The organism is Paracoccus sigandri (assembly GCF_003709565.1).
Classification (GTDB): Bacteria; Pseudomonadota; Alphaproteobacteria; order Rhodobacterales; family Rhodobacteraceae; genus Paracoccus; species Paracoccus siganidrum.
In genome coordinates, this window is sequence record NZ_QNRC01000003.1 from 196309 (window position 1) to 219334 (window position 23026).

The 23026-nt window shown below is 69.6% G+C and carries 20 protein-coding genes; 17 read left to right on the forward strand and 3 right to left on the reverse strand.

All coding sequences use genetic code 11. The features are described 5' to 3' along the window. Complete coding sequence (locus C9E82_RS03815) at positions 1-1614, reverse strand: ABC transporter substrate-binding protein (protein WP_221035968.1); 1614 nt, start codon at positions 1612-1614, stop codon at positions 1-3. A 180-nt stretch (positions 1615-1794) separates the two neighbouring features. Here C9E82_RS03815 and C9E82_RS03820 point away from each other — a divergent pair, with 180 nt between their 5' ends. The 3 genes from C9E82_RS03820 (at position 1795) to C9E82_RS03830 (ending at position 4971) form a co-directional block, all read left to right on the forward strand. Beyond that, the gene (locus C9E82_RS03820; RefSeq protein WP_119899102.1) at positions 1795-2760 is read left to right on the forward strand and encodes a LysR substrate-binding domain-containing protein; all 966 of its coding nucleotides are present in this window, start codon (positions 1795-1797) and stop codon (positions 2758-2760) included. A 2-nt stretch (positions 2761-2762) separates the two neighbouring features. Beyond that, positions 2763-3923, forward strand: a complete 1161-nt coding sequence (gene argE / locus C9E82_RS03825; protein WP_119899100.1) for an acetylornithine deacetylase — start codon at positions 2763-2765, stop codon at positions 3921-3923. A 94-nt stretch (positions 3924-4017) separates the two neighbouring features. Beyond that, complete coding sequence (locus C9E82_RS03830) at positions 4018-4971, forward strand: LysR family transcriptional regulator (protein ID WP_170162117.1); 954 nt, start codon at positions 4018-4020, stop codon at positions 4969-4971. Here the strand turns inward: C9E82_RS03830 and C9E82_RS03835 are convergent. Continuing rightward, complete coding sequence (locus tag C9E82_RS03835) at positions 4938-6047, reverse strand: Bug family tripartite tricarboxylate transporter substrate binding protein (RefSeq protein WP_119899096.1); 1110 nt, start codon at positions 6045-6047, stop codon at positions 4938-4940. The genes C9E82_RS03830 and C9E82_RS03835 overlap by 34 nt on opposite strands. Before the next feature lie 166 nt (positions 6048-6213). On the opposite strand from C9E82_RS03835, the gene C9E82_RS03840 reads away from it, so the two are divergent. The 11 genes from C9E82_RS03840 (at position 6214) to C9E82_RS03890 (ending at position 19252) form a co-directional block, all read left to right on the forward strand. Beyond that, entirely contained in the window at positions 6214-6888 is a 675-nt protein-coding gene (locus C9E82_RS03840; protein WP_119899094.1) for a response regulator transcription factor, read from the forward strand. Continuing rightward, positions 6885-8336 carry a sensor histidine kinase gene (locus C9E82_RS03845; protein WP_119899091.1) on the forward strand — a complete coding sequence of 484 codons (1452 nt, stop codon included), beginning with the start codon at positions 6885-6887 and terminating at the stop codon, positions 8334-8336. Before C9E82_RS03840 ends, C9E82_RS03845 begins: the two co-directional genes overlap by 4 nt. 56 nt (positions 8337-8392) lie before the next feature. Then, on the forward strand, positions 8393-9493 hold the full coding sequence (locus C9E82_RS03850) for a Bug family tripartite tricarboxylate transporter substrate binding protein (protein WP_119899089.1): 1101 nt from the start codon (positions 8393-8395) through the stop codon (positions 9491-9493). A 191-nt stretch (positions 9494-9684) separates the two neighbouring features. Beyond that, on the forward strand, positions 9685-11679 hold the full coding sequence (locus C9E82_RS03855; protein ID WP_119899086.1) for a tripartite tricarboxylate transporter permease: 1995 nt from the start codon (positions 9685-9687) through the stop codon (positions 11677-11679). Between the two features lie 61 nt (positions 11680-11740). Next, a complete protein-coding gene (locus tag C9E82_RS03860) occupies positions 11741-12841 on the forward strand; it encodes a 4-oxalomesaconate tautomerase (protein WP_170162116.1) in 1101 nt (366 codons plus the stop codon). After that, positions 12838-14253, forward strand: coding sequence for an FAD-dependent tricarballylate dehydrogenase TcuA (gene tcuA, locus C9E82_RS03865; RefSeq protein WP_119899082.1), 1416 nt, complete (start codon positions 12838-12840; stop codon positions 14251-14253). Before C9E82_RS03860 ends, tcuA begins: the two co-directional genes overlap by 4 nt. Next, positions 14243-15319, forward strand: coding sequence for a tricarballylate utilization 4Fe-4S protein TcuB (tcuB, locus tag C9E82_RS03870; RefSeq protein WP_119899080.1), 1077 nt, complete (start codon positions 14243-14245; stop codon positions 15317-15319). The genes tcuA and tcuB overlap by 11 nt, the downstream gene beginning before the upstream one ends. A gap of 109 nt (positions 15320-15428) precedes the next feature. Then, complete coding sequence (locus C9E82_RS03875) at positions 15429-16526, forward strand: AbrB family transcriptional regulator (RefSeq protein WP_170162115.1); 1098 nt, start codon at positions 15429-15431, stop codon at positions 16524-16526. A 129-nt stretch (positions 16527-16655) separates the two neighbouring features. Continuing rightward, positions 16656-17678 (forward strand): ABC transporter substrate-binding protein, encoded by a 1023-nt coding sequence (locus C9E82_RS03880; RefSeq protein ID WP_119899076.1) that lies wholly within the window; start codon positions 16656-16658, stop codon positions 17676-17678. Positions 17679-17691: 13 nt separating this feature from the next. Beyond that, positions 17692-18459: an ABC transporter ATP-binding protein gene (locus C9E82_RS03885; protein WP_119899074.1), complete on the forward strand. Its 768-nt coding sequence runs from the start codon at positions 17692-17694 to the stop codon at positions 18457-18459. Beyond that, positions 18452-19252, forward strand: a complete 801-nt coding sequence (locus C9E82_RS03890) for an ABC transporter permease (RefSeq protein ID WP_119899072.1) — start codon at positions 18452-18454, stop codon at positions 19250-19252. The genes C9E82_RS03885 and C9E82_RS03890 overlap by 8 nt, the downstream gene beginning before the upstream one ends. Before the next feature lie 9 nt (positions 19253-19261). Here C9E82_RS03890 and C9E82_RS03895 read toward each other — a convergent pair whose 3' ends face one another. Then, complete coding sequence (locus tag C9E82_RS03895; protein WP_119899069.1) at positions 19262-19915, reverse strand: GntR family transcriptional regulator; 654 nt, start codon at positions 19913-19915, stop codon at positions 19262-19264. Positions 19916-20213: 298 nt separating this feature from the next. Between C9E82_RS03895 and C9E82_RS03900 the strand changes: the two genes are divergently transcribed. The 3 genes from C9E82_RS03900 to C9E82_RS03910 are packed head-to-tail and all read left to right on the forward strand — an operon-like array spanning position 20214 to position 23026. Then, on the forward strand, positions 20214-21449 hold the full coding sequence (locus C9E82_RS03900) for an NRAMP family divalent metal transporter (RefSeq protein ID WP_119899066.1): 1236 nt from the start codon (positions 20214-20216) through the stop codon (positions 21447-21449). Positions 21450-21464: 15 nt separating this feature from the next. Then, a complete protein-coding gene (locus C9E82_RS03905) occupies positions 21465-22238 on the forward strand; it encodes a LamB/YcsF family protein (protein ID WP_119899064.1) in 774 nt (257 codons plus the stop codon). After that, on the forward strand, positions 22235-23026 hold the full coding sequence (locus C9E82_RS03910; RefSeq protein WP_119899062.1) for a putative hydro-lyase: 792 nt from the start codon (positions 22235-22237) through the stop codon (positions 23024-23026). The genes C9E82_RS03905 and C9E82_RS03910 overlap by 4 nt, the downstream gene beginning before the upstream one ends.

A 23026-nucleotide genomic window follows, 5' to 3' on the forward strand; every position in this document is an offset into this window, starting at 1 on the left:
TCAGTCCGCCTCGGCATTCCTGACCGCATAGGCCAGCGTGTACTGGTCCACCCGCGGCTCGTAGCTGATCTTCGGCGACATCGCCCAGGCCGAGCGTTCGTAATGCAGCGGGACGATGCCGTGTTCGTCCAGCACGATGGTTTCCGCCTGCTGCAGCAGTTGCGAGCGTTCCTCGTCGTCGATGGTGACCATCGCCTTCTGCAAAAGCTCGTCCATCTCGGCATTCGAGTAGCGCCCGGCATTGGTCACGCCCATCCCCGCATCGGGATCGAAGCTGGCGACCAGCGATTTCAGCGGCGAGGACATCTCGCCCGAGGATGCGCCCCAGCCGGCCAGGAAGGCGGGATATTCCTGGTTGTTGCGGCGCGAGAAGAACTGGCTGGCGGTGGCCGCGTCGACGGTGACGCGGATGCCGACGCGGTTCAGCATCTGCGCGACGGCCTGCGCCACCTGCTCGTCATTGATATAGCGGTCGTTGGGCGTGCCCAGCACCAGCCCGAAACCGTCGGCATAGCCCGCCTCGGCCAGCAGTTCCTTCGCGCGGTCCGGGTCATAGGGGTCCGCCGGACGGCCCGAGGTGCCGAACATCGGCGGCGGCAGCAATTCGCCCGCCGAGGTGGCATAGCCGCTCATGATCCGCTCCACGATGGCGTCGCGGTTGATCGAAAGCGAGATCGCCTCGCGCACGCGGGCATCCAGCAGCGGGTTTTCCCCGTCGGTGCCGGTAATGCCGCTGTGCGGGCCTTCCTGGTGCAGCGCGATATAGATCACCCGGTTCGACAGCGTATCGACGACCGAGAAACCCTCGCGCTCCAGCCGCGGCAGGTCCTGGATCGGGGGCGATTCGATGATGTCCACGTCGCCCGACAGCAGCGCCGCGACGCGCGGCCCGGCGCTGGTGATCGGACGCAGCCGGATGGTCTCCCAGTCCGGCGCCTCGCCCCAGTAATCGTCGTTGCGGGTCAGCACGATCTGCGCCCCGCGGGTGGATTCCTGCAGCTTGTAGGGGCCGGTGCCGATCACCAGCTCGGGCGAGTTGAAGGCCTGCTGCTGGGGCACCTCGCCCAGCCCCTCGCAGGTGCCGTCGGCGAAGGTGACTTCGGCTTCGGCGCCGCTGGCATCCGCCGACATGATCGCCCAGGTCGAGCTTTCGACCGGCAGCAGCGGGTTCGGGCCGTTGGTGGTGATGATGACGGTATGATCGTCCTCGGCCTCCATCCCGGAAATCGACTGCGTGTAGATCGAGAAGGACGAGGGCGAATTCTCGACCAGCGGGATCCGGCAGACGCTGTAGATCACGTCGCGCGCGGTGAAGGGCGTGCCGTCGTGGAACGCCACCCCCTCGCGCAGCCGGAAGCGCCAGGTGGTGTCGTCCAGCGCCTCCCATTCGGTCGCCAGCGAGGGTTCCAGGTTCTGCAGCGGATCCTGCTCGATCAGCGATTCGAAGATGTTCAGGCGGACCTGCGTATTGGTCGCCAGGTTGTGGAACTGCGGGTCCATCGAGGTCGGCTCGGAGGCCAGTCCGACGCGCAATTCCTGGGCCGCCGCGGCTGATGCCAGCGCGGTCGAGGAAATCAGCACGGCTCCGGCAAGGCGTCGCAAGTTCATCTGCATGGTTCGTTACCTCGTCTCTGCAATTCGCAGCTTCTGTTGGACCTGAAGGGATGTCTGCCGTCGCATCGGCGATGCGCGTCCGGTCTTGTGGGTGCCGAAACATCTCTTGGCGAAAAGGATATTATGCGCTATTCGAATGTCAAAGCAAAAATTTCATGAGTAAATGTTATAGGACAGCAGATGTCGGAAAACGATCAGGCGACCCAGCCGATCCGCCGCCTGGCGGTGACGCTGCGCGAACTGGAAGTGCTGCGCGCGCTGGTCGAGACCGGCACGGCGACGGCCGCCGCGCGCCGCCTGGGGCTGACCCAGCCGGCGATCAGCCGCGCCGTGGCCGAATTCGAGGCGACGCTGGGTCGGGCGCTGTTCGACCGGTCCGGGGGCCGGCTGGTGCCGACGACCGACTGCCTGGTGCTGAACGCCGAGATCGGCCCGATCTTCGCCGCCATCGAGCGGCTGGTGCAGCCCGACGACCTGGACGGGCCGCGCGATTCGCACAGCGGCCGGCTGCATGTCGGCGCGCCCCCGACCATCGCGCATCGCTTCATGCCGCCGCTGGTCGCCCGCTTCACCAAAGCCAACCCGGCGCTGGAGGTGGTGTTCGACGTGCTGGCCTCGGACGCGCTGATCACCAGCGTGGCCGAGGGCCGCATCGACCTGGCGCTGACCGACAGCACCCCCGCCCATGAGGGCGTCCGTTCCGAAATCGTGCTGGCGACCGAGGCGGTCTGCGCCCTGCCCTCGCGCCATCGCCTGGCGGCGCGCGACCTGATCCGCCCCGCCGACCTGGAGGGCGAGCCCTTCATCGCCCTGACCCGCCGCCATTCCGGCCGCATCGCCATCGACCGCGTCTTCGAGCGCGCCGGCATGTCGCCGAAGCTGGTGCTGGAGGCCGCGACCGCCGTTTCCGCCGCCGAATTCGTGGCCGAGGGGCTGGGCGTCGCCCTGCTGAACCCGTTTCCCATCGCGCGGCAGGTCGGCAAGGGCGTCGCCATCCGGCCGTTCCAGCCGGCGATCCGCTACCGCTCGGTGCTGCTGACGCCCTCCAGCCGCCCGCCAAGCCCCGCCGCCGCCGATTTCGCGGCGATGATCCGTTCCGAACTGGCCGAGCGATACGGCACGCTTGCCTCCACCGACAGGAAATGACCATGGCCCCGACGCCCAGCACCGACCTGCTTGCCCGGCTTGTCGCCTTCGACACGACCAGCCGCAACTCGAACCTGCCCCTGATCGACTTCGTCGAGGGCTACCTGGCCTCGTTCGGCGTCGAAAGCCACCGCATCCCCGACCGGACCGGCCAGAAGGCCAATCTGTGGGCGACGATCGGGCCCGCGACCGGCGGCGGGACGATCCTGTCGGGACATACCGACACGGTGCCGGTCGATGGCCAGGACTGGTCCTCGGACCCCTTCGCGCTGACGGAACGCGACGGGCGGCTTCATGCCCGCGGCGCCTGCGACATGAAGGGATTCCTGGCCTGCGTGCTGGCCGCGGTGCCGCGCATGGTCGGCGCCGGCCTGGCGCGGCCGATCCACCTGGCCTTCTCTCATGACGAGGAGATCGGCTGCGTCGGCGTGGTCGGGCTGCTGGACTGGCTGAATGCCCGCGCCATCCGCCCCGATTTCTGCGTGGTCGGAGAACCGACGATGATGGCGGTCGGGCTGGGCCACAAGGCCAAGCGCTCGGTGCGGGTCGGCATTCGCGGCCGGTCGTGTCATTCCTCGCTGGCCCCGCAGGGGGTGAACGCGGTGGAATACGGCGCGCTGATGGTGGCGGAGATGCACCGGATCGCGGCGCGGCTGGCGGCCACGGGCCGCTGCGACCCGGCCTATGACGTCGGCCATTCGACCGCCCATGTCGGCACCTTCCACGGCGGAACAGCGCTGAACATCGTCCCCGACGAGGCGCATTTCCTGTGCGAATTCCGCGTCCTGCCGGACGAGGACCCGGACGCGCTGGTCGCGGAACTGCGCGCCCGCGCCGAGGAATTGCAGGCCGGGATGCAGGCCCGCGACCCCGCCGCCGGGATCGACGTCGAGGTCTATGCCGCCTTCCCCGGCCTCGACACCCCGCCCGAGGCCGAGATCGCGCGGCTGGCGATGAATTTCGCCGACACCAACCGCAGCGTGAAGGTCGCCTATGGCACCGAAGGCGGGCGTTTCGCCCAGCAGCTGGGGGTGCCGACGATCATCTGCGGGCCGGGCTCGATCGACCATGCCCACAAGCCCGACGAATTCGTCGACGCGGAACAGCTGGCGCGCTGCGACCAGTTCATCGACCGGCTGATCGACTGGAGCCGCCGCGCCTGACCCCCCGCGCCTGCCTCCCGCGCCTGACCGCCACGGGCTTGATCCCGCCGCCAAAGCGCCTAAGGCTGTGCCCGGCGGAAGATGGGTGGGGATGATGCAGAATTTCGACGCCGTGACGGCGCGCCTCGTGCTTGCGCTTGCCCGCGACGGCTCGATCGGGCGCACCGCCGAGCGCGAGAACATCGCCGCCTCGGCCATCAGCCGCCGCCTTGCCGACCTGGAGGCGCGGCTGGGCGTGGTGCTGTTCGACCGCGTGCCCACCGGCGTCACGCTGACCAGCGCCGGGACCACCTATGCCGAGGGCTGCCGGCGGGTCTTCCGCGAGATCTCGGACCTGGGCGACGCGATGGCGGAATTCGCCCAAGGGGCGGCGGGGCAGCTGCGCATCGCGGCCTCCAGCTCGGCCCTGTCGGGCAGGCTGCCGGAACTGCTGGCCGAATATGCGCGCCACCACCCCGATGTCGTGCTGGACATCCGCGAGATGTCCGGCCCGGCGACCCTGCTGGCGGTGACCGACGCGCAGGTCGACCTGGCCATCGTCGCCGACAACTACGATTTCGGCGCCTTCGAGATCGAGGTCTTCGAGGCCGACGACGTCTGGGTCATCGCCGCGCCCGACCATGCGCTGGCCGACCGGCTGGACGGCCGCAGCCCGATCCGCTTCGAGGAGACGCTGAATTTCGAGATGGTCGGCGTGCATCACGCCGGCGCGCTGGACCGGCTGGTCAGCACCGCCGCGCGCCGGATCGGCCGCAGCCTGGGCACCCGCGTGCAGGTCGAGACCTTCCCCTCACTGGTGCGCATGGTCGAGGCGGGGTTCGGCATCGGCTTCCTGCGCCTGTCCTCGCTGCACCTGATCGCGGGCACGGCGCTGGTCTGCGCGCCCCTGGCCGAGGACTGGGCGGCGCGCAAGCTGCTGGTCGCGCGGCGCCGGCGCAGCCAGGTCCCCGGCGCGGTGGCGGCCTTCCTGGACCTGATGCGGCGCAGGCGGGCCAAGGACCCGCCCGCCGGGTCTCAGCGGTCGGGATCCTGCAGCCGCACCGAATAGTCGTCGGCCAGCATCTGCAGCACATGGGCCAGCACCTCGGGCGCGATGTTCGTGCCCGCCTCATACAGCTTCCGCGCCGCCTCGCCCGTCACCTGCTCATAGGCGCCCAGGACCTGCTGCCGCTCGGCCTGATACTCCGGGTCGTCGAAGACCCGCTGCCAGGTCTCGCGCCACATCTGCTGGATTTCCTCGGGCGTGTCCTTCGGGACGACCACCATCTTCTGCGCCGCGAAGCCGGCGGTGGAAAAGACGTGATAGGCGTCATAGAGCGGCCCCTGCGGCGGGGCGCCGTGGATCAGCTGATGGACTTCCTCGACGGTGGGCAGGTCGGGGAAGGTCGGATCCCGCTGCACCCGCCCCTCGGCGTCCAGCACGCCCCAGCTCATGACCGGGACCGCCTCGCCCGCCGCGACCATCGGCGCGACGTTGCGCAGGTAGGAGGGCGTCGTCTGATAGTCGATGTTCACCTCGTCGCGCTGCATCGCGACCAGCCCGTCGCCGCGCCCGGTATAGCCGAAGACATAGCGCACGTCGAAACCCAGCAGCTTGAAGGCCAGCATCGGCACCAGGTCCAGCGAGGTCGGCCCCTGGCTGGCGAAGATCAGCGTCCGGTCCCGCAATGCCGCGACATCCCGCCAGTCGCGGATGCCAAGCTCGGGCGAGACATAGACCGCCCCGCCGGTCGGCGCGATCATCACCGGCGCCCAGTCGTCATAGTCATAGCGCACCCGCAGGTCGCCCAGCAGATAGGGAAACTGGGTCGAGCCCGAGGTGCCCAGGATGGCAAGCCCGTCGGTCTGCCGCCGCTGCGCGAACTGGTTGGCGCCGCGGGTGCTGCCGCCGCCGGGTTCGTTCACGATCAGGATCTGGGGATTGCCGGGCAGGTGGCGCTGCAGATAGGGCGCGTTGAAGCGCGCCCAGGTATCCGAGCCGCCGGTTTCGGAAAACGGGATGAACCATTCGACGGTCTGTCCCGACAGGTCCGGCTGCGCCCCGGCGGCCCCGCCCAGAAGGACCGCCGCCACCCCTATCGACACGCAATGCGCGATGCGCCTGCCCCGGATCTCCATCCGCATCCATCCTCCCTCCGGCGCCCGACCTCCCCCGGCCCGCGCCGTCCCTGCCGAAGTTTCTAGGCATTCGGCGCATTGGCCGCTACCCTTGCGGGCCGCTTTGCTGTCTATAATGTTCGCGCCGACGGGCCCGCGCGGCCCGCATGTCGATAGGGAGGGCGCATCCGACATGCGCATCGTACTGATCGAGGACAACCGGATGCTGGCCCGCGCGGTCAGCCAGTCGCTGCGGCAGGAGGGGCATTCGGTCGACTGGCTGGAGGATGGCCTGGACGGCGCGGCCTTCCTGTCCAGCCAGGGCGCCGATCTGGCCATCGTGGACATCAACCTGCCCCGGCGCAGCGGGCTGCAGGTGGTGCGCGACATGGTGGTGGGCGGCGCCGACATCCCGGTCCTGATGCTGACCGCGCGCGACGGGCTGGACGACCGCATCGCCGGGCTGGACGCGGGCGCCGACGACTATGTCGCCAAGCCCTTCGAGATGGCCGAGCTGTGCGCCCGCGTCCGCGCGCTGGGACGGCGCCGGGGCCGCAAGCCGCAGATGACCGAGACCTTCGGCGCGCTCAGCTATGAACGGCCGGGGCGCAGGCTGGTCGGCCCGCAGGGGGCGCTGGACCTGCCCCGGCGCGAAATGGCGCTGTGGGAGGTGCTGTTCGACAATGCCGGCCGGGTCGTGCCGAAAAGCGGGATCTGCGACAGCATCTACGGCACCGGCGCCGATGTCGAGATGAACGCCGTCGAGCTTCTGGTCTCGCGGCTGCGGCGCAAGCTGAGGGGCTGCGGCGTGACCATCCGGGCGATCCGGGGCCTCGGCTATATCCTGCAAGAGGACGAGGCCGCGTGATCGCGGGCCTGATCCGCGCCCGCAGCCTGCGCACGCGGCTGTTCGTCATGATCCTGCTGCCGCTGATCGTGGTCGCCGCCGCCTCCAGCGTGGTGCTGCACTGGCTGGCGCGGGACATGTCGCGATCGCTCTATGACGACACGCTGAAGGTCGTCGCCCATACCGTCGCGCGCGAGGCGGTGCTGACCAAGGGCGACCTGGTCACCGATTCGCTGCTGGATTCGCTGGTCGGCGCCCTGGGCGATCCGATCTATTACCGGGTCCATGCCGACGAGGGCTATTTCCTGGTCGGCCATTCCGACGCCCCCCAGCCGGACCGGGACCTGGACCTGCCGGGCGGGGTGCCGGTCTTCTTCGACGCCGACTATCACGGGGAACCGGTCCGCGCGGTGGTCCTGCGCGAATTCATCTCGGACCCCGATTTCGACGGCTGGACCACGGTGCAGGTCTGGCAGACCGTGACCCAGCGGCAGGCGCTCAGCATGACGATGCTGGCGCAGTCGGCCACGGTGCTGATGCTGCTGCTGATCGCCGCCGCGGCGCTGGTCTGGTTCGGCATCCGGCGCGGGCTTGCGCCGCTGACCGACCTGCGCGCGGCGATGGCGCTGCGCCACACCAACGACCTGCGCCCGATCCGCCGCCCCGTCCCGCGCGAGGCCGAGCCCTTGGTGCGGACCATCAACAACCTGTTCCAGCGCCTGACGGCCGAGCTGGAGCGGCGCAACAGCTTCATCTCGAACGCCGCGCATCAGCTGCGCAACCCGGTCGCCGCCATCCAGGCGCAGGCCGAGGCCGCGCGCGATTCCCATGCCCTGACCGACCGGGCCGAGCGCCTGCAGGACCTGACCGAGGCGACCCGCCGCCTGTCGCGGATGAGCCAGCAGCTGCTGCGCTTCGATGCGGCGAATGAAGGCCGCGCGGACCGCGACACGCCGCCCGCCGATCTGGTGCGGCTGGTGGCGGATGTCGCCCGCCGCCATGTGCCCGCCGCGCTGCGGGCCCGCGTCGAGATCGAATATGACGGCCCCGACGGCCCGCTTTACGTCCAGGGCGATCCGGTGCTGATCGAGGAGGCCATCGACAACCTGATCGACAATGCGCTGCGCTATGGCTGCCCGCCAGACAGCCACCTGCAATTGCGGGTCGAGAGCCGCTTCGGCATGGGGGTCCTGACGGTCGCCGATGAAGGCCCCGGCATCCCGGCCGAATCCTCGGAAAAGGTGTTCGAGCGGTTCGTGCGCCTGTCGCCCGTCGAGGATGGCGGCTGCGGGCTTGGCCTGTCGATCGTGCGCGCCATCGCGAAGGGGGTCGGCGGCTCGGCCCGGATCCTGCCGGCGGAACGCGGCTGCACGCTGCGCTTCAGCCTGCCGCTGCGCGCCGCGCCGCAAGCAGCGGCCGGTTCCGGCGGGAAAGATTCGTCCCGACAGTTTGCGGACAGGTTCATGTGACAGATTGCCCGGACGTGTTGGCGCGATGCGCGCGCCATGTCTGGGAGGACACAGCAATGAAATCACCGATGCGCCTTGCGCGCGGCGCGGTCGCGGCCGTCATCGCCGCCGCCGGCCTCGCCCTTGCCACGCCCGGCCCCGCCGCGGCCGTGGATTTTTCCGGGAAAACCGTCGAATGGTGGATCCCCTTCTCCGAGGGCGGCGGCTCGGACGTCTGGGCGCGCTTCTTCGCGCCCTACCTGGCCCGCCATCTGCCCGGCCAGCCCAATGTCATCATCCGCAATGTGCCGGGCGGCGGCTCGATCACCGGCACCAACGAATTCGCCGCGCGGGCACGCCCGGACGGGCTGTCGCTGCTGGGGACTTCGGGCTCGACCCAGTTCCCCTATCTGCTGGGCGATACCCGCGTGCGCTATGAGATGGCCGATTTCGAGCCGGTGCTGGTCTCGCCCACCGGCGGCGTGGTCTATATCCCGGCCAGCTTCGGCATCACGGATGCCTCCGAGCTGGGCCAGATCGCCGACCGGGAACTGGTCTATGCCAGCCAGGGCGCGACCTCGCTGGACCTGGTGCCGATGCTGGCCTTCGAGGTCCTGGGGCTGAACGTGCGCCATGTCTTCGGCATGACCGGGCGCGGCGACGGGCGGCTGGCCTTCGAGCGCGGCGAGGCCACGATCGACTACCAGACCTCGTCGGCCTATCTGACCAATGTGGTGCCGCTGGTCGAGGCAGGCGATGCCGTGCCGCTGTTTTCCTATGGCGTGCTGGACGCCGAGGGCAACGTGCAGCGCGATCCGTCCTTCCCCGACATCCCGCATTTCCTGGAAGCCTACGAGATGATGCACGGGGAACCGCCCTCGGGCGTGGCCTTCGACGCCTACATGGCCTTCTTCAGCGCCGGCTTCGCCGCGCAGAAGCCCGCGATGCTGCCCAGGGGCACGGCGCCCGAGATCGTCGAGGCCTATCGCCAGGCCTTCGCCGAGGCGGTCGCCGATCCCGCCCTGCAGGCCGCCAAGGGCGAGGTGCTGGGCGAATACGACCAGGCCGTCGGCGAGGATACCGTCCCGCTCTACCAGGTGGCGACCAGCATCGACCCCGAGGCGCGCGAATGGGTGCGCGGCTATCTGCGCGACAATCATCGCGTGACGCTGGACTGACACGCCCGGCCCTGCGGGCGGCGCGGCGTCGCGCGGCCCGCATCGGCGATCCTTGCGAAGAACCCCTGCGGCCGGCCCGCTGCCGCGCGCCGCTTGCGGTTCTCCACCCTCAACCCGGCCCGCTTTTCGCAGCGCGACCCCCCGGTCGCGACCGGCGGCCTGCGGGCGTCACGGAAGGTCACAGGTGCATCATGGTCATCGACGCGCTGTTCGAGGCGCTCGGCAATGTGCTGACGCTTCAACATTTCACCTATCTGATGGTCGGCGTTCTGGTCGGCCTGGTCGTGGGCATCCTGCCCGGTCTGGGCGGCATCGTCGGCATGTCGCTGCTTCTGCCCTTCGTCTACGGCATGGACGCCACCTCGGCGCTGGCCATGCTGATCGGGATGCTGCCGGTGCTTGCCATCGCCGACACCTTCGCGTCGGTGCTGATGGGCATTCCCGGCTCCAGCGCCTCGCAGGCGACGATCCTGGACGGCTTTCCCATGGCCAAGAAGGGCCAGGCGGCGCGGGCGCTGAGCGCGGCCTTCACCGCCTCGCTGTTCGGCGGGCTGTTCGGCGCGGCGGTGCTGACCGTCTGCGTGCTGGCGGCGCGGCCGCTGATCCTGTCCTTCGGCGCGGCCGAGCTGTTCATGCTGACGCTGTTCGGCCTGTCGATGGTCGGCGTGCTGTCGGGCCAGAGCCTGCTGAAGGGCATCGCCGCCTGCGCGCTTGGCCTGGCGCTGGGGGCGGTCGGCGCGGCGCCGGCGACGGGCGAATACCGGATGGATTTCGGCACGCTCTACCTGATGGACGGGGTGCCGCTGGTCATCGTCGGCCTGGCGCTGTTCGCCGTGCCGGAGATCGGCGACCTGTTGCGCAAGAACAGCACCATCGCCGAGCGGAAATCCAGCCTCGGCACCGGCTGGCTGCAGGGGATCAGGGACACCTGGGCCTATCGCTGGCTGACGCTGCGCTGTTCGGGGCTGGGCGCGATCCTGGGGATGATCCCCGGCCTTGGCGGCAGCGTCGTGGACTGGATCGCCTACGGCCATGTCGTACAGACCTCGAAGGACCGCAGCCAGTTCGGCAAGGGCGACGTGCGCGGCGTCATCGCCCCCGAATCGACCACCAGCGCCAAGGAGGGCGGCGGGCTGGTGCCGACGCTGCTGTTCGGCATTCCCGGCTCGGGCTCGATGGCGATCTTCCTGGCGGGGATGATCCTGATCGGGCTGCAGCCGGGCCCGGCGATGGTCGGCCAGAACCTGGGCGTGACCTATACCATCGTCTGGTCGCTGGCGATCGCCAACGTGATCGGCACCGTCTTGTGCATCGTGCTGGCGCCGAACATCGCCCGCATCACCACGATCCGCTATGCGCTGGTCGCGCCCTTCATGATCCTGGTGATCTCTTTCGCGGCCTTCCAGCCCAGCCGCTCCTACCTGGACCTGGTGACGCTGCTGGTCCTTGGCGTGGTCGGCATCCTGCTGCGCCGCTTCGGCTGGCCGCGCCCGGCCTTCCTGATCGGCTTCGTGCTGGCCACGCAGGGCGAGCGCTACCTGTACCAGGCGCTGCAATTCTCGGGCTGGAGCTTCTTCGGCCGTCCCATCGTGATCGTCATCGGCCTGATCATCATCCTGTCGGTCTGGCTTGGCGCGCGCGCCAACAAGGGCGGCGGCTCGGTCCAGACCGAGGGCAGCGGTGCGATCTCGGACAGCACCCATATGTGGCCGCAGGTGGCTTTCACCGCGGGGGTGATCTGCGTCTTCGTCTTCACGCTCTATGAAACCGTGGGCCTCAGCCTTCTGGGCAAGGTCTTCCCGATCGGCGTGGCGCTGGTCGGCCTGCTGGCGGCGCTGCTGATCATCTGGCCGCAATGGCGCGGCAACCGCGCCAGCCGCGAGGTCTTCGACGGCGAGGATGCCCGCAGGATCGACGACGACGGTCCGGTCGGCCCGCTGTTCTATGTGGCCTGGCTGGCCGCCTTCGTCGGCGCGATCGGGCTGGTGGGCTATTTCCTGGCGCTGGTCGCCTTCTTCGTGGCCTTCCTGCGCATCGTCGCGAAGTCAAGCTGGGGGCAGACGCTGGTCCTGACCGGCGCGGCCGCCGGGCTGGTGCTGCTGCTGGCCTCGGCGCTGAACATGGTGATGCCTTCGGGCCTGCTGCAGGACCATTTCCACAACTACCTGATCTGGCCGCTGCGCTGAGCCGGCCGCGCCCCCGGCCGGCCGGGGGCGCCTTTTCCCATCCATGCGAGGAGGAGTTTCCATGAGCAGACAAAGCGCGATTCCCTGCATCCTGATGCGGGGCGGCACCTCGAAGGGCCCCTATTTCGTCACCGGCGACCTGCCCCCGGACCCCGCCGCCCGCGACCGGGTGCTGCTGGCCGCGATGGGCTCGCCCGATGCCCGCCAGATCGACGGGCTGGGCGGCGCGGACCCGCTGACCTCGAAGGTCGCGATGGTCAACCGCTCGGCCCGCGAGGGCATCGACGTGGACTATCTGTTTGCGCAGGTCTCGGTGGCGGATGCGGTGGTCGACACCTCGCCCTCCTGCGGCAACGTGCTGGCCGGCGTCGGCCCCTTCGCCATCGAGCGCGGCATGGTCCCCGTCACCGGCGAGGAGACGCTGGTGACGATCTACAACACCAATACCGACAGCCGCATCGAGGCGGTCGTCAGGACCGACGGCCGGGGCGTCGTCTATGACGGCGACACCGCGATCGACGGCGTGCCGGGCACCGCCGCGCCGGTGCGGCTGAACTTCATGGACATCGTCGGATCGAAGACCGGGCGGCTTCTGCCCACCGGCCGCCTGACCGAAACCATCGAGGGCGTCGAGGTCACGCTGATCGACGTCGCCGTGCCGATGATGATCTTCCGCGCCCAGGACCTGGGCAAGACCGGCCACGAGAGCCCGGCGGAACTGGACGCGGATCGCGACTTCTTCGCGCTGATGGAGGCCATGCGGCGGATCGCGGGGGAACGGATGGGCCTTGGCGACGTGGCCGGGCGGGTGATCCCCAAGGTGGCGATGCTGGCCGCGCCGCGCGGCCAGGGCCATGTCGCCGCCCGCTATTTCGTGCCCCACAAGACCCATGGCGCCTTCGCCGTGACCGGCGCGCTCTGCGTATCCAGCTGCGCGATGCTGGCGGGCTCGGTCTCGGACGGGCTGGCGCGGCGACCCGAGGGCGACGACCGGCTGATCCTGATCGAGCATCCCGCCGGCCTGATCGACGTGGCGCTGAAGACCCGCGGCGGCGGCGCCAACATGGAGATCGTCTCGGGCGGCGTCATCCGCACCGCGCGCAAGCTGATGCAGGGCGAGGTCTTCGTGCCCGGCCACCTGCTGGACGGGGGCGGCGCATGACCACGCTGGCCCCCGATGGCGAGGATCTCGGCGGCCCCTGGGACCTGATCGTGGTCGGCGGCGGCAATGCCGCGCTCTGCGCCGCCATCACGGCAGCCGAGGCGGGCTGCCGCGTGCTGCTGCTGGAGGGCGCGCCGAAGCCCTATCGGGGCGGCAACAGCCGGCACACGCGCAACTTCCGCTGCATGCATCGCGGCCCGCTGTCGGTGCTGACCGGCAGCTACGCCGAGGACGAATATCTCGACGACCTGATGCTGGTGACGCAGGGCCGCACCGACGAATCGCTGGCCCGCATGGCCATCCGCATGTCCGAGGACTGCCTGCCCTGGATGGAGGCGCATGGCGTGCGCTTCCAGCCCTCGCTGTCGGGCACGCTGTCGCTGTCGCGCACCAACGCCTTCTTCCTGGGCGGCGGCAAGGCGCTGGTCAACGCCTATTACAACACCGCCCGGGACCTGGGCGTGACGGTCCTCTATGACGCGCAGGTCGGCCATGTGCATCTGGAGGGCGACCGCTTCACCGGGCTGGAGGTCTCGATCCGGGGCGGGCCGCCGCGCCAGGTCGAGGCGGGCGCGGCCGTGCTGGCCTCGGGCGGGTTCCAGTCGAACATCGAGTGGCTGACCCAGGCCTGGGGGCCGGCGGCGGCGAATTTCCTGATCCGGGGCACGCCCTACAATCGCGGCGTGGTGCTGCGCGACATGCTGGACCAGGGCTGCGAGCCGGTCGGCGATCCGACCCAGTGCCACGCCGTCGCCATCGACGGGCGCGCGCCGAAATTCGACGGCGGCATCGTCACCCGGCTGGACTGCGTGCCCTTCTCGGTGGTGGTGAACCGCGACGCGCGGCGCTTCCATGACGAGGGCGAGGATGTCTGGCCCAAGCGCTATGCGATCTGGGGGCGGCTGGTCGCCGCGCAGCCCGACCAGGTGGCCTATGCGATCATCGACGCGAAATCGTCCGAACTGTTCATGCCCTCGGTCTTTCCGCCCGGCAAGGCCGACAGCATCGAGGATCTGGCCCGGCAGATGGGGCTGGACCCGGCCGCCCTGCGGCGCACGATCGACGACTTCAACGCCAGCTGCCGCGAGGGCCCCTTCCACCCGACCGAACTGGACGGGCTGGCGACCACGGGCCTGACGCCCCCCAAGACCAACTGGGCGCGGCCCATCGATACGCCGCCCTTCTACGGCTACCAGCTGCGGCCGGGCGTCACCTTCACCTATCTGGGGCTGAAGGTGTCGGAAACCGCGCAGGTCCAGACGCCCCAGGGACCGCTGCGAAACGTCTGGGCGGCGGGCGAGATCATGGCCGGCTCGATCCTGGGACAGGGCTATCTGGCCGGCTTCGGCATGACCATCGGCACCGTCTTCGGCCGCATCGCGGGACAGGAGGCCGCGAAACATGTTGGATGAACGCACCACCCCGACCGCCGAGGCCCGCCGCCAGATCGAGATCTGCAACGCCTGCCGCTATTGCGAGGGGTTCTGCTCGGTCTTTCCGGCGATGACCCGGCAGCGCGCCTTCGCGGATGGCGACATCACGCAGCTGGCCAACCTGTGCCACAACTGCCGCGGCTGCTATTATTCCTGCCAATATACCCCGCCGCATGAATTCGCGCTGAACCTGCCCGCCGCGCTGGCCTTGATCCGCAACGACAGCTGGGAACGGCTGGTCTGGCCCTCGCGGCTGGGCGCGCTGTTCCAGCGCAGCGGCGGGGCGATGGCGGCGGCGCTGGTTTTGTGCCTGGCCGCCTTCTTCTGGCTGCTGGCGGCGCTGCGCCCCGAACAGGGGGCCGGCTTCTATGCCCATCTGGCACATGACGCGATGGTCGCGCTGTTCCTGCCCGCCTTCCTTCTGCCACTGGCCTCGGTCGCCTGGGGCCTGCGCCGCTATTGGCACGAGGTCGGGGCCGGACGGCCGCGGCTCGCCCATCTGACCGGCGCGCTGCGGCAGGCGGCGGGGATGCGCAACCTGTCCGGCGGCCAGGGACAGGGCTGCAATTTCGAGGCCGAGGACCGCTATTCCAACAGCCGCCGCTGGTTCCACCAGGCGATGATGTACGGCTTCCTGCTGTGCTTCGGCGCGACCGCCTCGGGGACGGTCCTGCATTACGGCTTCGGGATCCAGGCGCCCTACGGGTTCTTCTCGCTGCCCAAGCTGCTGGGCGTGCCGGGCGGCATCCTGATGGTGATCGGCGCGGCCGGGCTGGCGGCGGGCAAGCTGAGGGCCGACCCCGCGCTTGGCGCGGCCCATGCCTGGGGCGGCGAGATGGCCTTCATCCTGCTTCTGGGCTTCGTCGCGGCCTCGGGGCTGGCGCTTTACGCGGCGACCGGGACCGCGCTGGTCGGCCCGCTTCTGGCGCTGCATCTGGGCTCGGTCATGGCGCTGTTCCTGCTGCTGCCCTTCACCAAGATGGTGCATGGCTTCTTCCGCCTGGCCGCGCTGGTGGTCGAGGAACAGCGGCGCCGCGGCGAGTGATCCGCGCCAGGGCTTCGCGACGCGCGAAGCCCTCGTTGCATTTCGGCAATGGGCAGCCCGGCGTGCCACCCCTATGCTGCATGGGCGACCGCATCCTGAACGATCGAAGATGACCACCAGTTCCGCATTCCTGTTCCTGCGCACCCTGCTGATCGGCGGCCTCGGCGGCCTGACCGGCCATCTGCTGAACCTCCCGCTCGGATGGCTGGTGGGCGCGATGCTGACGACCAGCGCCTGTGCGATGGCGGGGGCCAGGGTGCCGATGTCGTGGTCGCTGCGCTCGGTCATGATCGGGGTGATCGGGCTGATGGCGGGCAGCGCCTTCACGCCCGACATCCTGTCCCATGCGCGGGACTGGAGCGTCACGCTGATCGGCGTCGCGGTCTATTGCGCGCTGGTCTTCGCGATCGGGATCGCGGTCTGCCGGCGGATCGGCGGGCAGGACCGGACCACGGCGATGTTCTCGGCCGCGCCGGGCGGGCTCAGCGAGATCCTGGCGCTGGGGCCGTCCTGCGGCGCCGATCCGCGCACCCTGTCGCTGGTCCACGGCATGCGCATCGCGGTCATCCTTGCGCTGACCCCGCTTGTCGCGACCTCGATGGCGGCAGGAGTGGCGGGGGCGGGCGCGGTCGATGTCACCGCCGCAAGGCGGGTAATCGACCTGTCGCTGTCGATGCCGCCCAGGGACGTGGCGATCCTGGCCGCCTGCCTGCTGGTGGGCATGCGGCTTGGCCGCGCGATCCGGCTGCCCGCCGCGCATCTGACCGGGCCGCTGATCCTGTCGGCCATCACCCATGCCAGCGGGCTGACCGCCGCCCATCCGCCGCAACTGCTGATCATCGCCGCGCAGGTGGTGATCGGCACCTCGGTCGCGCAGTTCTTCGCCCATACCACCTGGCGGATGCTGCTGGGCTGCCTGGCCATCGGCGGCGGGCTGACGCTGGTGAACCTTGCGCTTGCCGCCGGCTTCGCCGCGGGTTTCGCCCATTGGCTGGACGTGCCCTTCGCCACGGCGATGATCGCGCTGGTCCCCGGCGGGCTGCCGGAAATGAGCCTCGTGTCGATCGCGCTGGGGCTGGACGCGGCCTTCGTCAGCACCCATCACCTGTTCCGCGTGGTGCTGGTGCTGATCGCGCTGCCGGTGCTGGTGCGGCTGGGCGGCAGCCCCGCGCCCCAGGGCAAGCCGAAGCCCCATCCGCAGGCATAACCCGCCGCCTCGCGTCCCCTCATGGCGAAATTTTTGGCACGGGACGGTGGCATGCCCCGCCCGGTCGCGGTTATATGACGCGATCAGATCCGGCGCCGCCACCGGGCCGCCATCCGCAGGAGACCCCGCATGACCATCGCTCTGAACCGTCGTCAAACCCTGCTGGGCATGGGCGCCATGGGCGCCGCCGCCGCGCTCGGCACGCCGGCTTTGGCCTCCAGCCGCAACCTGGCGGTGCTGCATCTGGGCAGCCATGCGCCCAGCTTCATCGCCTGGGAACGCGGCTATTTCAGGGATGCCGGCATCGACCTCAACCTGCGGTTCTTCGAGGCGGCGCAGCCCATGGCCGTGGCCATCGCCTCGGGCGACGCGGATTTCGGCGTCACCGCCATGACCGGCGGGCTGATCAGCCTGGCGCAGAAGGACGCGGTGAAGGTGATCGGCGGCGCGCTGATCGAAAAGCCCGGCTCGCCCGGATCGCTGGTCCTGGCCTCGAACAAGGCCCATGCGGACGGGCTGACCGATCCCTCGCAGCTGGCGGGCCGGTCCTTCGGCATCACCACCGCCGGGTCGTCCTTCCATTTCATGGCCCACAAGATCGCCCAGGCCACCGGCATCGACCTGGCCGAGGTGGACCTGCGCCCGCTGCAGAAGCTGGGCACGCTGGTCGGCGCGCTGTCGACGGGGCAGATCGACGCCTGGGCGATCCAGCCCAGCATCGCCGGCAAGCTTCTGGCCGACGGCGCCGCGCAGCAGATCGGCACCGTGGCCGATTACGCGCCGAACTACCAGGTGACGACCGCCTTCACCTCGACCGGCAATGCCGCCAGTGAACGCGAGCTGGTCGCCGCCTTCGTCGCCGCCTATTCCCGCGCCATCGCCGATTACAACGCCGCCTTCATCGACCGCACGGCCCCCGCCGAGGAGATCGACGAACTGGCCGCCATCGTCCACAAATACGTGGAAACCGACAGCCCCGCCGATGTCGCCAGGGACAACCTGATCAACGGCGCGCAGCGCATCAACGAGGGGCTGGCGCTGGCCCAGGACAGCATCATCGAGCAGCTGGAATGGTACAAGTCCGAAGGCATGGTCGATGCCAGCGTGACGGCGGAACAGCTGCTGGACAGCTCCTTCGTCGAGACCGTCTGAGCGGCGCCGGGCCATGGATCTGCAGCTTCGGAACGTCAGCCATTCCTATGGCCCGGTCGAGGTCCTGCGCGACATCTCGCTGGAGATTCCGCAGGGGCAGATCGTCTGCCTGATCGGCCCCTCGGGCTGCGGGAAATCGACGCTGCTGCGCTTTCTGGGCGGGCTGGAGCAGCCCTCCTCGGGCCAGGTGCTGCAACTGGGCGCCCCGCCCGCGGATTCGCTGAACCCGCTGACCTATGTGTTCCAGCATTTCGCCCTGCTGCCCTGGCGCAGCGTCGAGGGCAATATCCGCCTGGTGCTGGAGGATCACCGCCTGCCGCGCCGCGAGATGGACCGGATCGTCGCCGATGTGCTGGAGCGCACGCGCCTGTCCGAATTCCGCAAGACCCTGCCCAAGCAGCTGTCGGGCGGGATGCGGCAGCGGGTGGCGATCAGCCGGGCCCTGGCGGTGCGCCCCGCCGTCATGCTGATGGACGAGCCGCTCTCGGCGCTGGACAGCCAGACCCGCGAATTGCTGATGGACGACCTGGTCGGGCTGTGGCTGCGCAAGCCCTTCACCTCGGTCTATGTCACCCACAACCTGAACGAGGCCGTCCGCCTCGGCCACCGGGTCGTGGTGCTGTCGCGCCGCCCCGGCCGGATCCGCGAGATCGTCGACATCGACATCCCCCTTGCCGAACGCCGCCCCGGCCATCCCGCGCTGGAGGACCGGCAGGCCCATCTGTGGGACCTGATGCGGGACGAGGCGCGCGCCGCCGATCAGGAACTGCTTGATGGATAATCCTTCGCAAACCGCCCGCCCCGTCCCCTTCCGGGGCGGCGGGTTCGAGCCCGTGCCGGTGCGCGGCGTGGCCATCGCGCTGTTCGCCCTGCTGCTGATCGTCGCGGAAATCGGCACCCGCAGCGGCTGGATCTCGGCGCTGACCCTGCCCCGCCCCTCGGCGGTCTTCCTGACGCTTTACCGGCTGTGGGATACCGGGCTTCTGTGGACGCATCTGCTGCCCTCGCTGCAGCGGCTGCTGGTCGGCGGCAGCCTGGGGCTTGCGGCGGGGATCGGGCTGGGGGTGATGATCGGGCTGTTCAGCCATGTCCGCGCCGGCTTGGTGCCTCTGGTCGCGGCGCTGTTCCCGATCCCGAAGATCGCGCTGCTGCCGCTGTTCGTGATCTGGTTCGGCATCGACGAGGCGTCGAAATACGCCCTGATCGCCTTCGGCACCTTCACGCCCACGGTCGTGGCGACCTATGGCGCGGTGGACAACGTGGACCGCACCCTGATCCGCATGGGCCAGAGCTTCGGGCTGGGCTGGTTTTCCATCGTGCGCAAGATCGTCCTGCCCGGCGCCTTCCCCGCCATCCTGTCGGGCCTGCGGGTGTCGATTTCCATCGCCATCATCCTGCTGGTCGCGGCCGAGATGCTGGGCGCGCGCTATGGCGTCGGCTCCTACATCCTGGAAGCCGGCTCGCTCTACGACCTGGAAAAGCTGTTCGCGGGGGTGACGATCCTGTCGCTGATGGGCCTGGTCGTGAATGCCGTGATCGGCTGGATCGAGCGCGCCTTCATCACCTGGCGCTAGGCGCGACGCCTAGCCCAGCCGGGCGAAGGCCGCCATGATCGTGCGCTCGGATCGGGTCAGGTATTCCTCCAGCATCTCGGAGGCGGCCTTCGCATCGCCCGCCTCGATCCGGTCCACGATGGCGCGGTTCAGCCGGATGAAGGGTTCGTGCAGCAACTCGGGGCTGTCCAGCAGCCCGAAGGCCAGCCGCAATTCGGCCGAGATCTGCGCGAAGAACCCCATCAGCCGCGGGCTGTCGGTCAGGGCGACGATGGCGCTGTGGAAATCCATGTTGGCGCTGCCGACGGCCTGCCAGTCGGGCAGAGCCGCCATCCGTTCGGCATGATCGACCGCCGCGTGCATCCGCGCCACCGCCTCGTGCCGGGGCCAGGCCTGGGCCAGCGCGGGGACCTCGATCAGGCGGCGGACGCGATAGATGTCCAGGATCGAGGCCATCGAGGGCGTGGCCACGAAAACCCCCCGGTTCGGCTCGTGCCGCAGCAGCCCCTCGCGCGTCAGCAGCCGGAAGACCTCGCGCAGCGTGTTGCGCGACACGTCCAGCCGCTTGGCCAGCTGCGCCTCGGACAGCCGCTGGCCGGGAACCACGGCGCCGCCGGTGATCTCGTCGCGCAGCCTCGCCGCGGTCTGCTCGGCCAGGCCCGGAACCGTCTGCGCGTCATCCATCACCGAATACCCACCCCCGTTGCACCTGCCGGGATCATGGCGAAGCCGGCCGGCGCGGGCAAGGAACTGCCGGGGTGATTCGCCGAAATTTCCCGCCATGCCGGACAGGAGATGACCCCTGAAGGGGCATTCCGGACATGTTCTGCCCGCACAAACGGCAGATTGCCGCCTGTTATTACCTTGATTGTAGAACAATATGGATATGTTCGTCACATTATCGTTGACGTATCCGGCGACATTTCGTCACAATCGGGTCATCTCGCAGACGCATATCCCCTTTGCAGCAGGAGCATGACTGATGGCCGGAACCGCCCCATCCCCCTCGGCCGCCCAAGCCACCGCACGCGGCGGTTTCATGGCGGCGATCTTCCTGATGGCCACCTCGGCCATCGGGCCGGGCTTCATCACCCAGACCGCGACCTTCACGGCGACGCTGGGGGCGGCCTTCGCCTTCGCGATCCTCGCCTCGATCATCATCGACTTCGTGGTGCAGCTGAACATCTGGCGCATCACCGCGCTGACCGGGCGCAACGCCTCGGACACGGCGAATGCGGCGATCCCCGGCGCGGGCTATCTGCTGGCGGTGCTGGTGCTGATCGGCGGGCTGGCCTTCAATGTCGGCAATATCGCCGGCGCCGGGCTGGGCATGAACGCGATGTTCGGCCTGGACCCCAAGATCGGCGGCGGCCTGTCGGCGCTTCTGGCCATCGGCATCTTCCTGTCGCACCGCGCCGGGCTGCTGCTGGACCGGGCGATCATCGGGCTGGGCCTGCTGATGATCGGCATGGTGACGGTCGTCGCGCTGTCCTCGAACCCGCCGGTGGGCGAGGCGCTGCGCCAGACCGTCATGCCCGAGGTCATCGACTTCGCCACCATCACCACCATCGTCGGCGGCACGGTGGGCGGCTACATCACCTATTCCGGGGCGCATCGCCTGCTGGACAAGGGGCTGGTGGGCGAGCGGAACCTTGCCGCCGTCACCCGCGCCTCGCTGACCGGGATCCTGGTCACGGGGGTGATGCGCTATGTGCTGTTCCTGGCGATCCTGGGCGTCGTCGCCTCGGGCGTGACGCTGGACCTGGCCAGCCAGGCCGCCAACCCCGCCGCGCAGGCCTTCGCCGCCGTGCTGGGCGACTGGGGGATGCGCATCTTCGGCCTGGTGCTGTGGGCGGCGGCGCTGACCTCGGTGATCGGCGCGGCCTATACCTCGGTCAGCTTCCTGACCGTCTTCAGCCCCATGACCACCCGCAGCCGCAATATCGCGACGGTGGTCTTCATCGCCATCTCGCTGGCGGTCTACCTGTCGCTGGGGACCGCGCCCGCGGCGATCCTGGTCTTCGTCGGCGGCTTCAACGGGCTGATCCTGCCCATCGGCCTGACCATCTTCACCTATGTCGGCTTCGCCCGGTCCGACCTGATGGGCGGGCACCGCTACAACCGCCCGCTGCTGGCGGCCAGTGCCATTGTCTGCATCATGACCTGGTACATGGGCTATCGCTCGATCGGCCCGATCTTCGCCTTTCTCGGCACCTGACCCCAGGAGGATGACATGACCCGCAATATCGACCTGAACAGCGACCTGGGCGAGGGCTATGGCGCCTGGACCATGGGCGACGACGCGGCGATGCTGCAGATCGTCAGCTCGGCCAATGTCGCCTGCGGCTTCCATGCCGGCGATCCGCTGGCGATCCTCGCGACCCTGCGCGAGGCCGCCGCGCGCGGGGTGGCGGTGGGGGCGCATGTCTCCTATCCCGACCGGGTGGGCTTCGGGCGCCGGCCGATGGACGTCACCCAGGCGGAACTGACCGCCGACGTCATCTACCAGATCGGCGCGCTTCAGGGACTGGCCCGCGCGGCAGGCACCCACGTCACCTATGTCAAGCCGCATGGCGCGCTCTACAACACCATCGCCCATGACGCGCGGCAGGGCGAGGCGGTGATCGCCGCCATCCGCGAAATCGACCCCACGCTGGTGCTGATGGGGCTGGCCGGCACGCCGATCCTGGACCGCGCCCGCGATGCCGGGCTGGCCACCGTGGCCGAGGCTTTCGGCGACCGCGCCTATGCGCCCGACGGCCAGCTGGTCTCGCGCCGCGAGGCCGGGGCGGTGCTGCATGACCCTGACCAGGTCGCCGCGCGGATGCTGCGGCTGGCGACCGAGGGCCGGATCGAGGCCATCGACGGCTCGACCCTCAGCCTTGATGCCGACAGCATCTGCGTGCATGGCGACAGCGCCGGGGCGGTGGCCATGGCCCGCCGCATCCGCGAGGCGCTGGTGGCGGGCGGCGTCGCCATTGCGCCCTTCGCGGGGGTTCCGGCATGAGCCGCCTGCCCGATCCCGCCATCGCCCGCGCCGCCCGGCTTGCCTGCCGGACCGACGCGCCCCGGCCGACCTCGGGCATGGCGCCGGGCTTCACCCAATGCAACATGATCGCGCTGCCCCGCGACTGGGCCTGGGATTTCCTGCTTTACGCGCAGCGCAATCCCAGGCCCTGCCCGGTGCTGGACGTGACCGACCCCGGCAGCCACCGGAGCCAGCTGGCGCCGGATGCCGACCTGCGCCGGGACATCCCGCTCTATCGTGTCTGGCGCGACGGGGTGCTGACCGAGGAAACCCCGGACGCCACCGCCGCCTGGGCCGAGCATCCCGACCTCGTGACCTTCCTGATCGGCTGTTCCTTCACCTTCGAGACGCCGCTGCAACAGGCCGGGATCGAGATCCGCCATATCGCGCAGGGCTGCAACGTGCCGATGTTCCTGACCGACCGCGACTGCCGCCCGGCGGGCCGGCTGCGCGGCAAGCTGGTCGTGTCCATGCGCCCGATCCCCGCCGGGCGCGTGGCCGAGGCGGCGATGATCTCGGGCCGCACGCCCGCCGTCCATGGCGCCCCGGTCCATGTCGGCGCGCCCGAGGCCCTGGGGATCGCCGACCTGTCCCGCCCCGATTTCGGCGACCCGGTCACGATCCGCGCGGGCGAGCTGCCGGTTTTCTGGGCCTGCGGCGTCACCCCGCAGGCGGCGCTGATGGAATCGAAACCGCCCTTCGCCATCACCCATGCGCCGGGCCACATGTTCATCACCGACATCCCCGACACGCATTGGCAGGTGTGA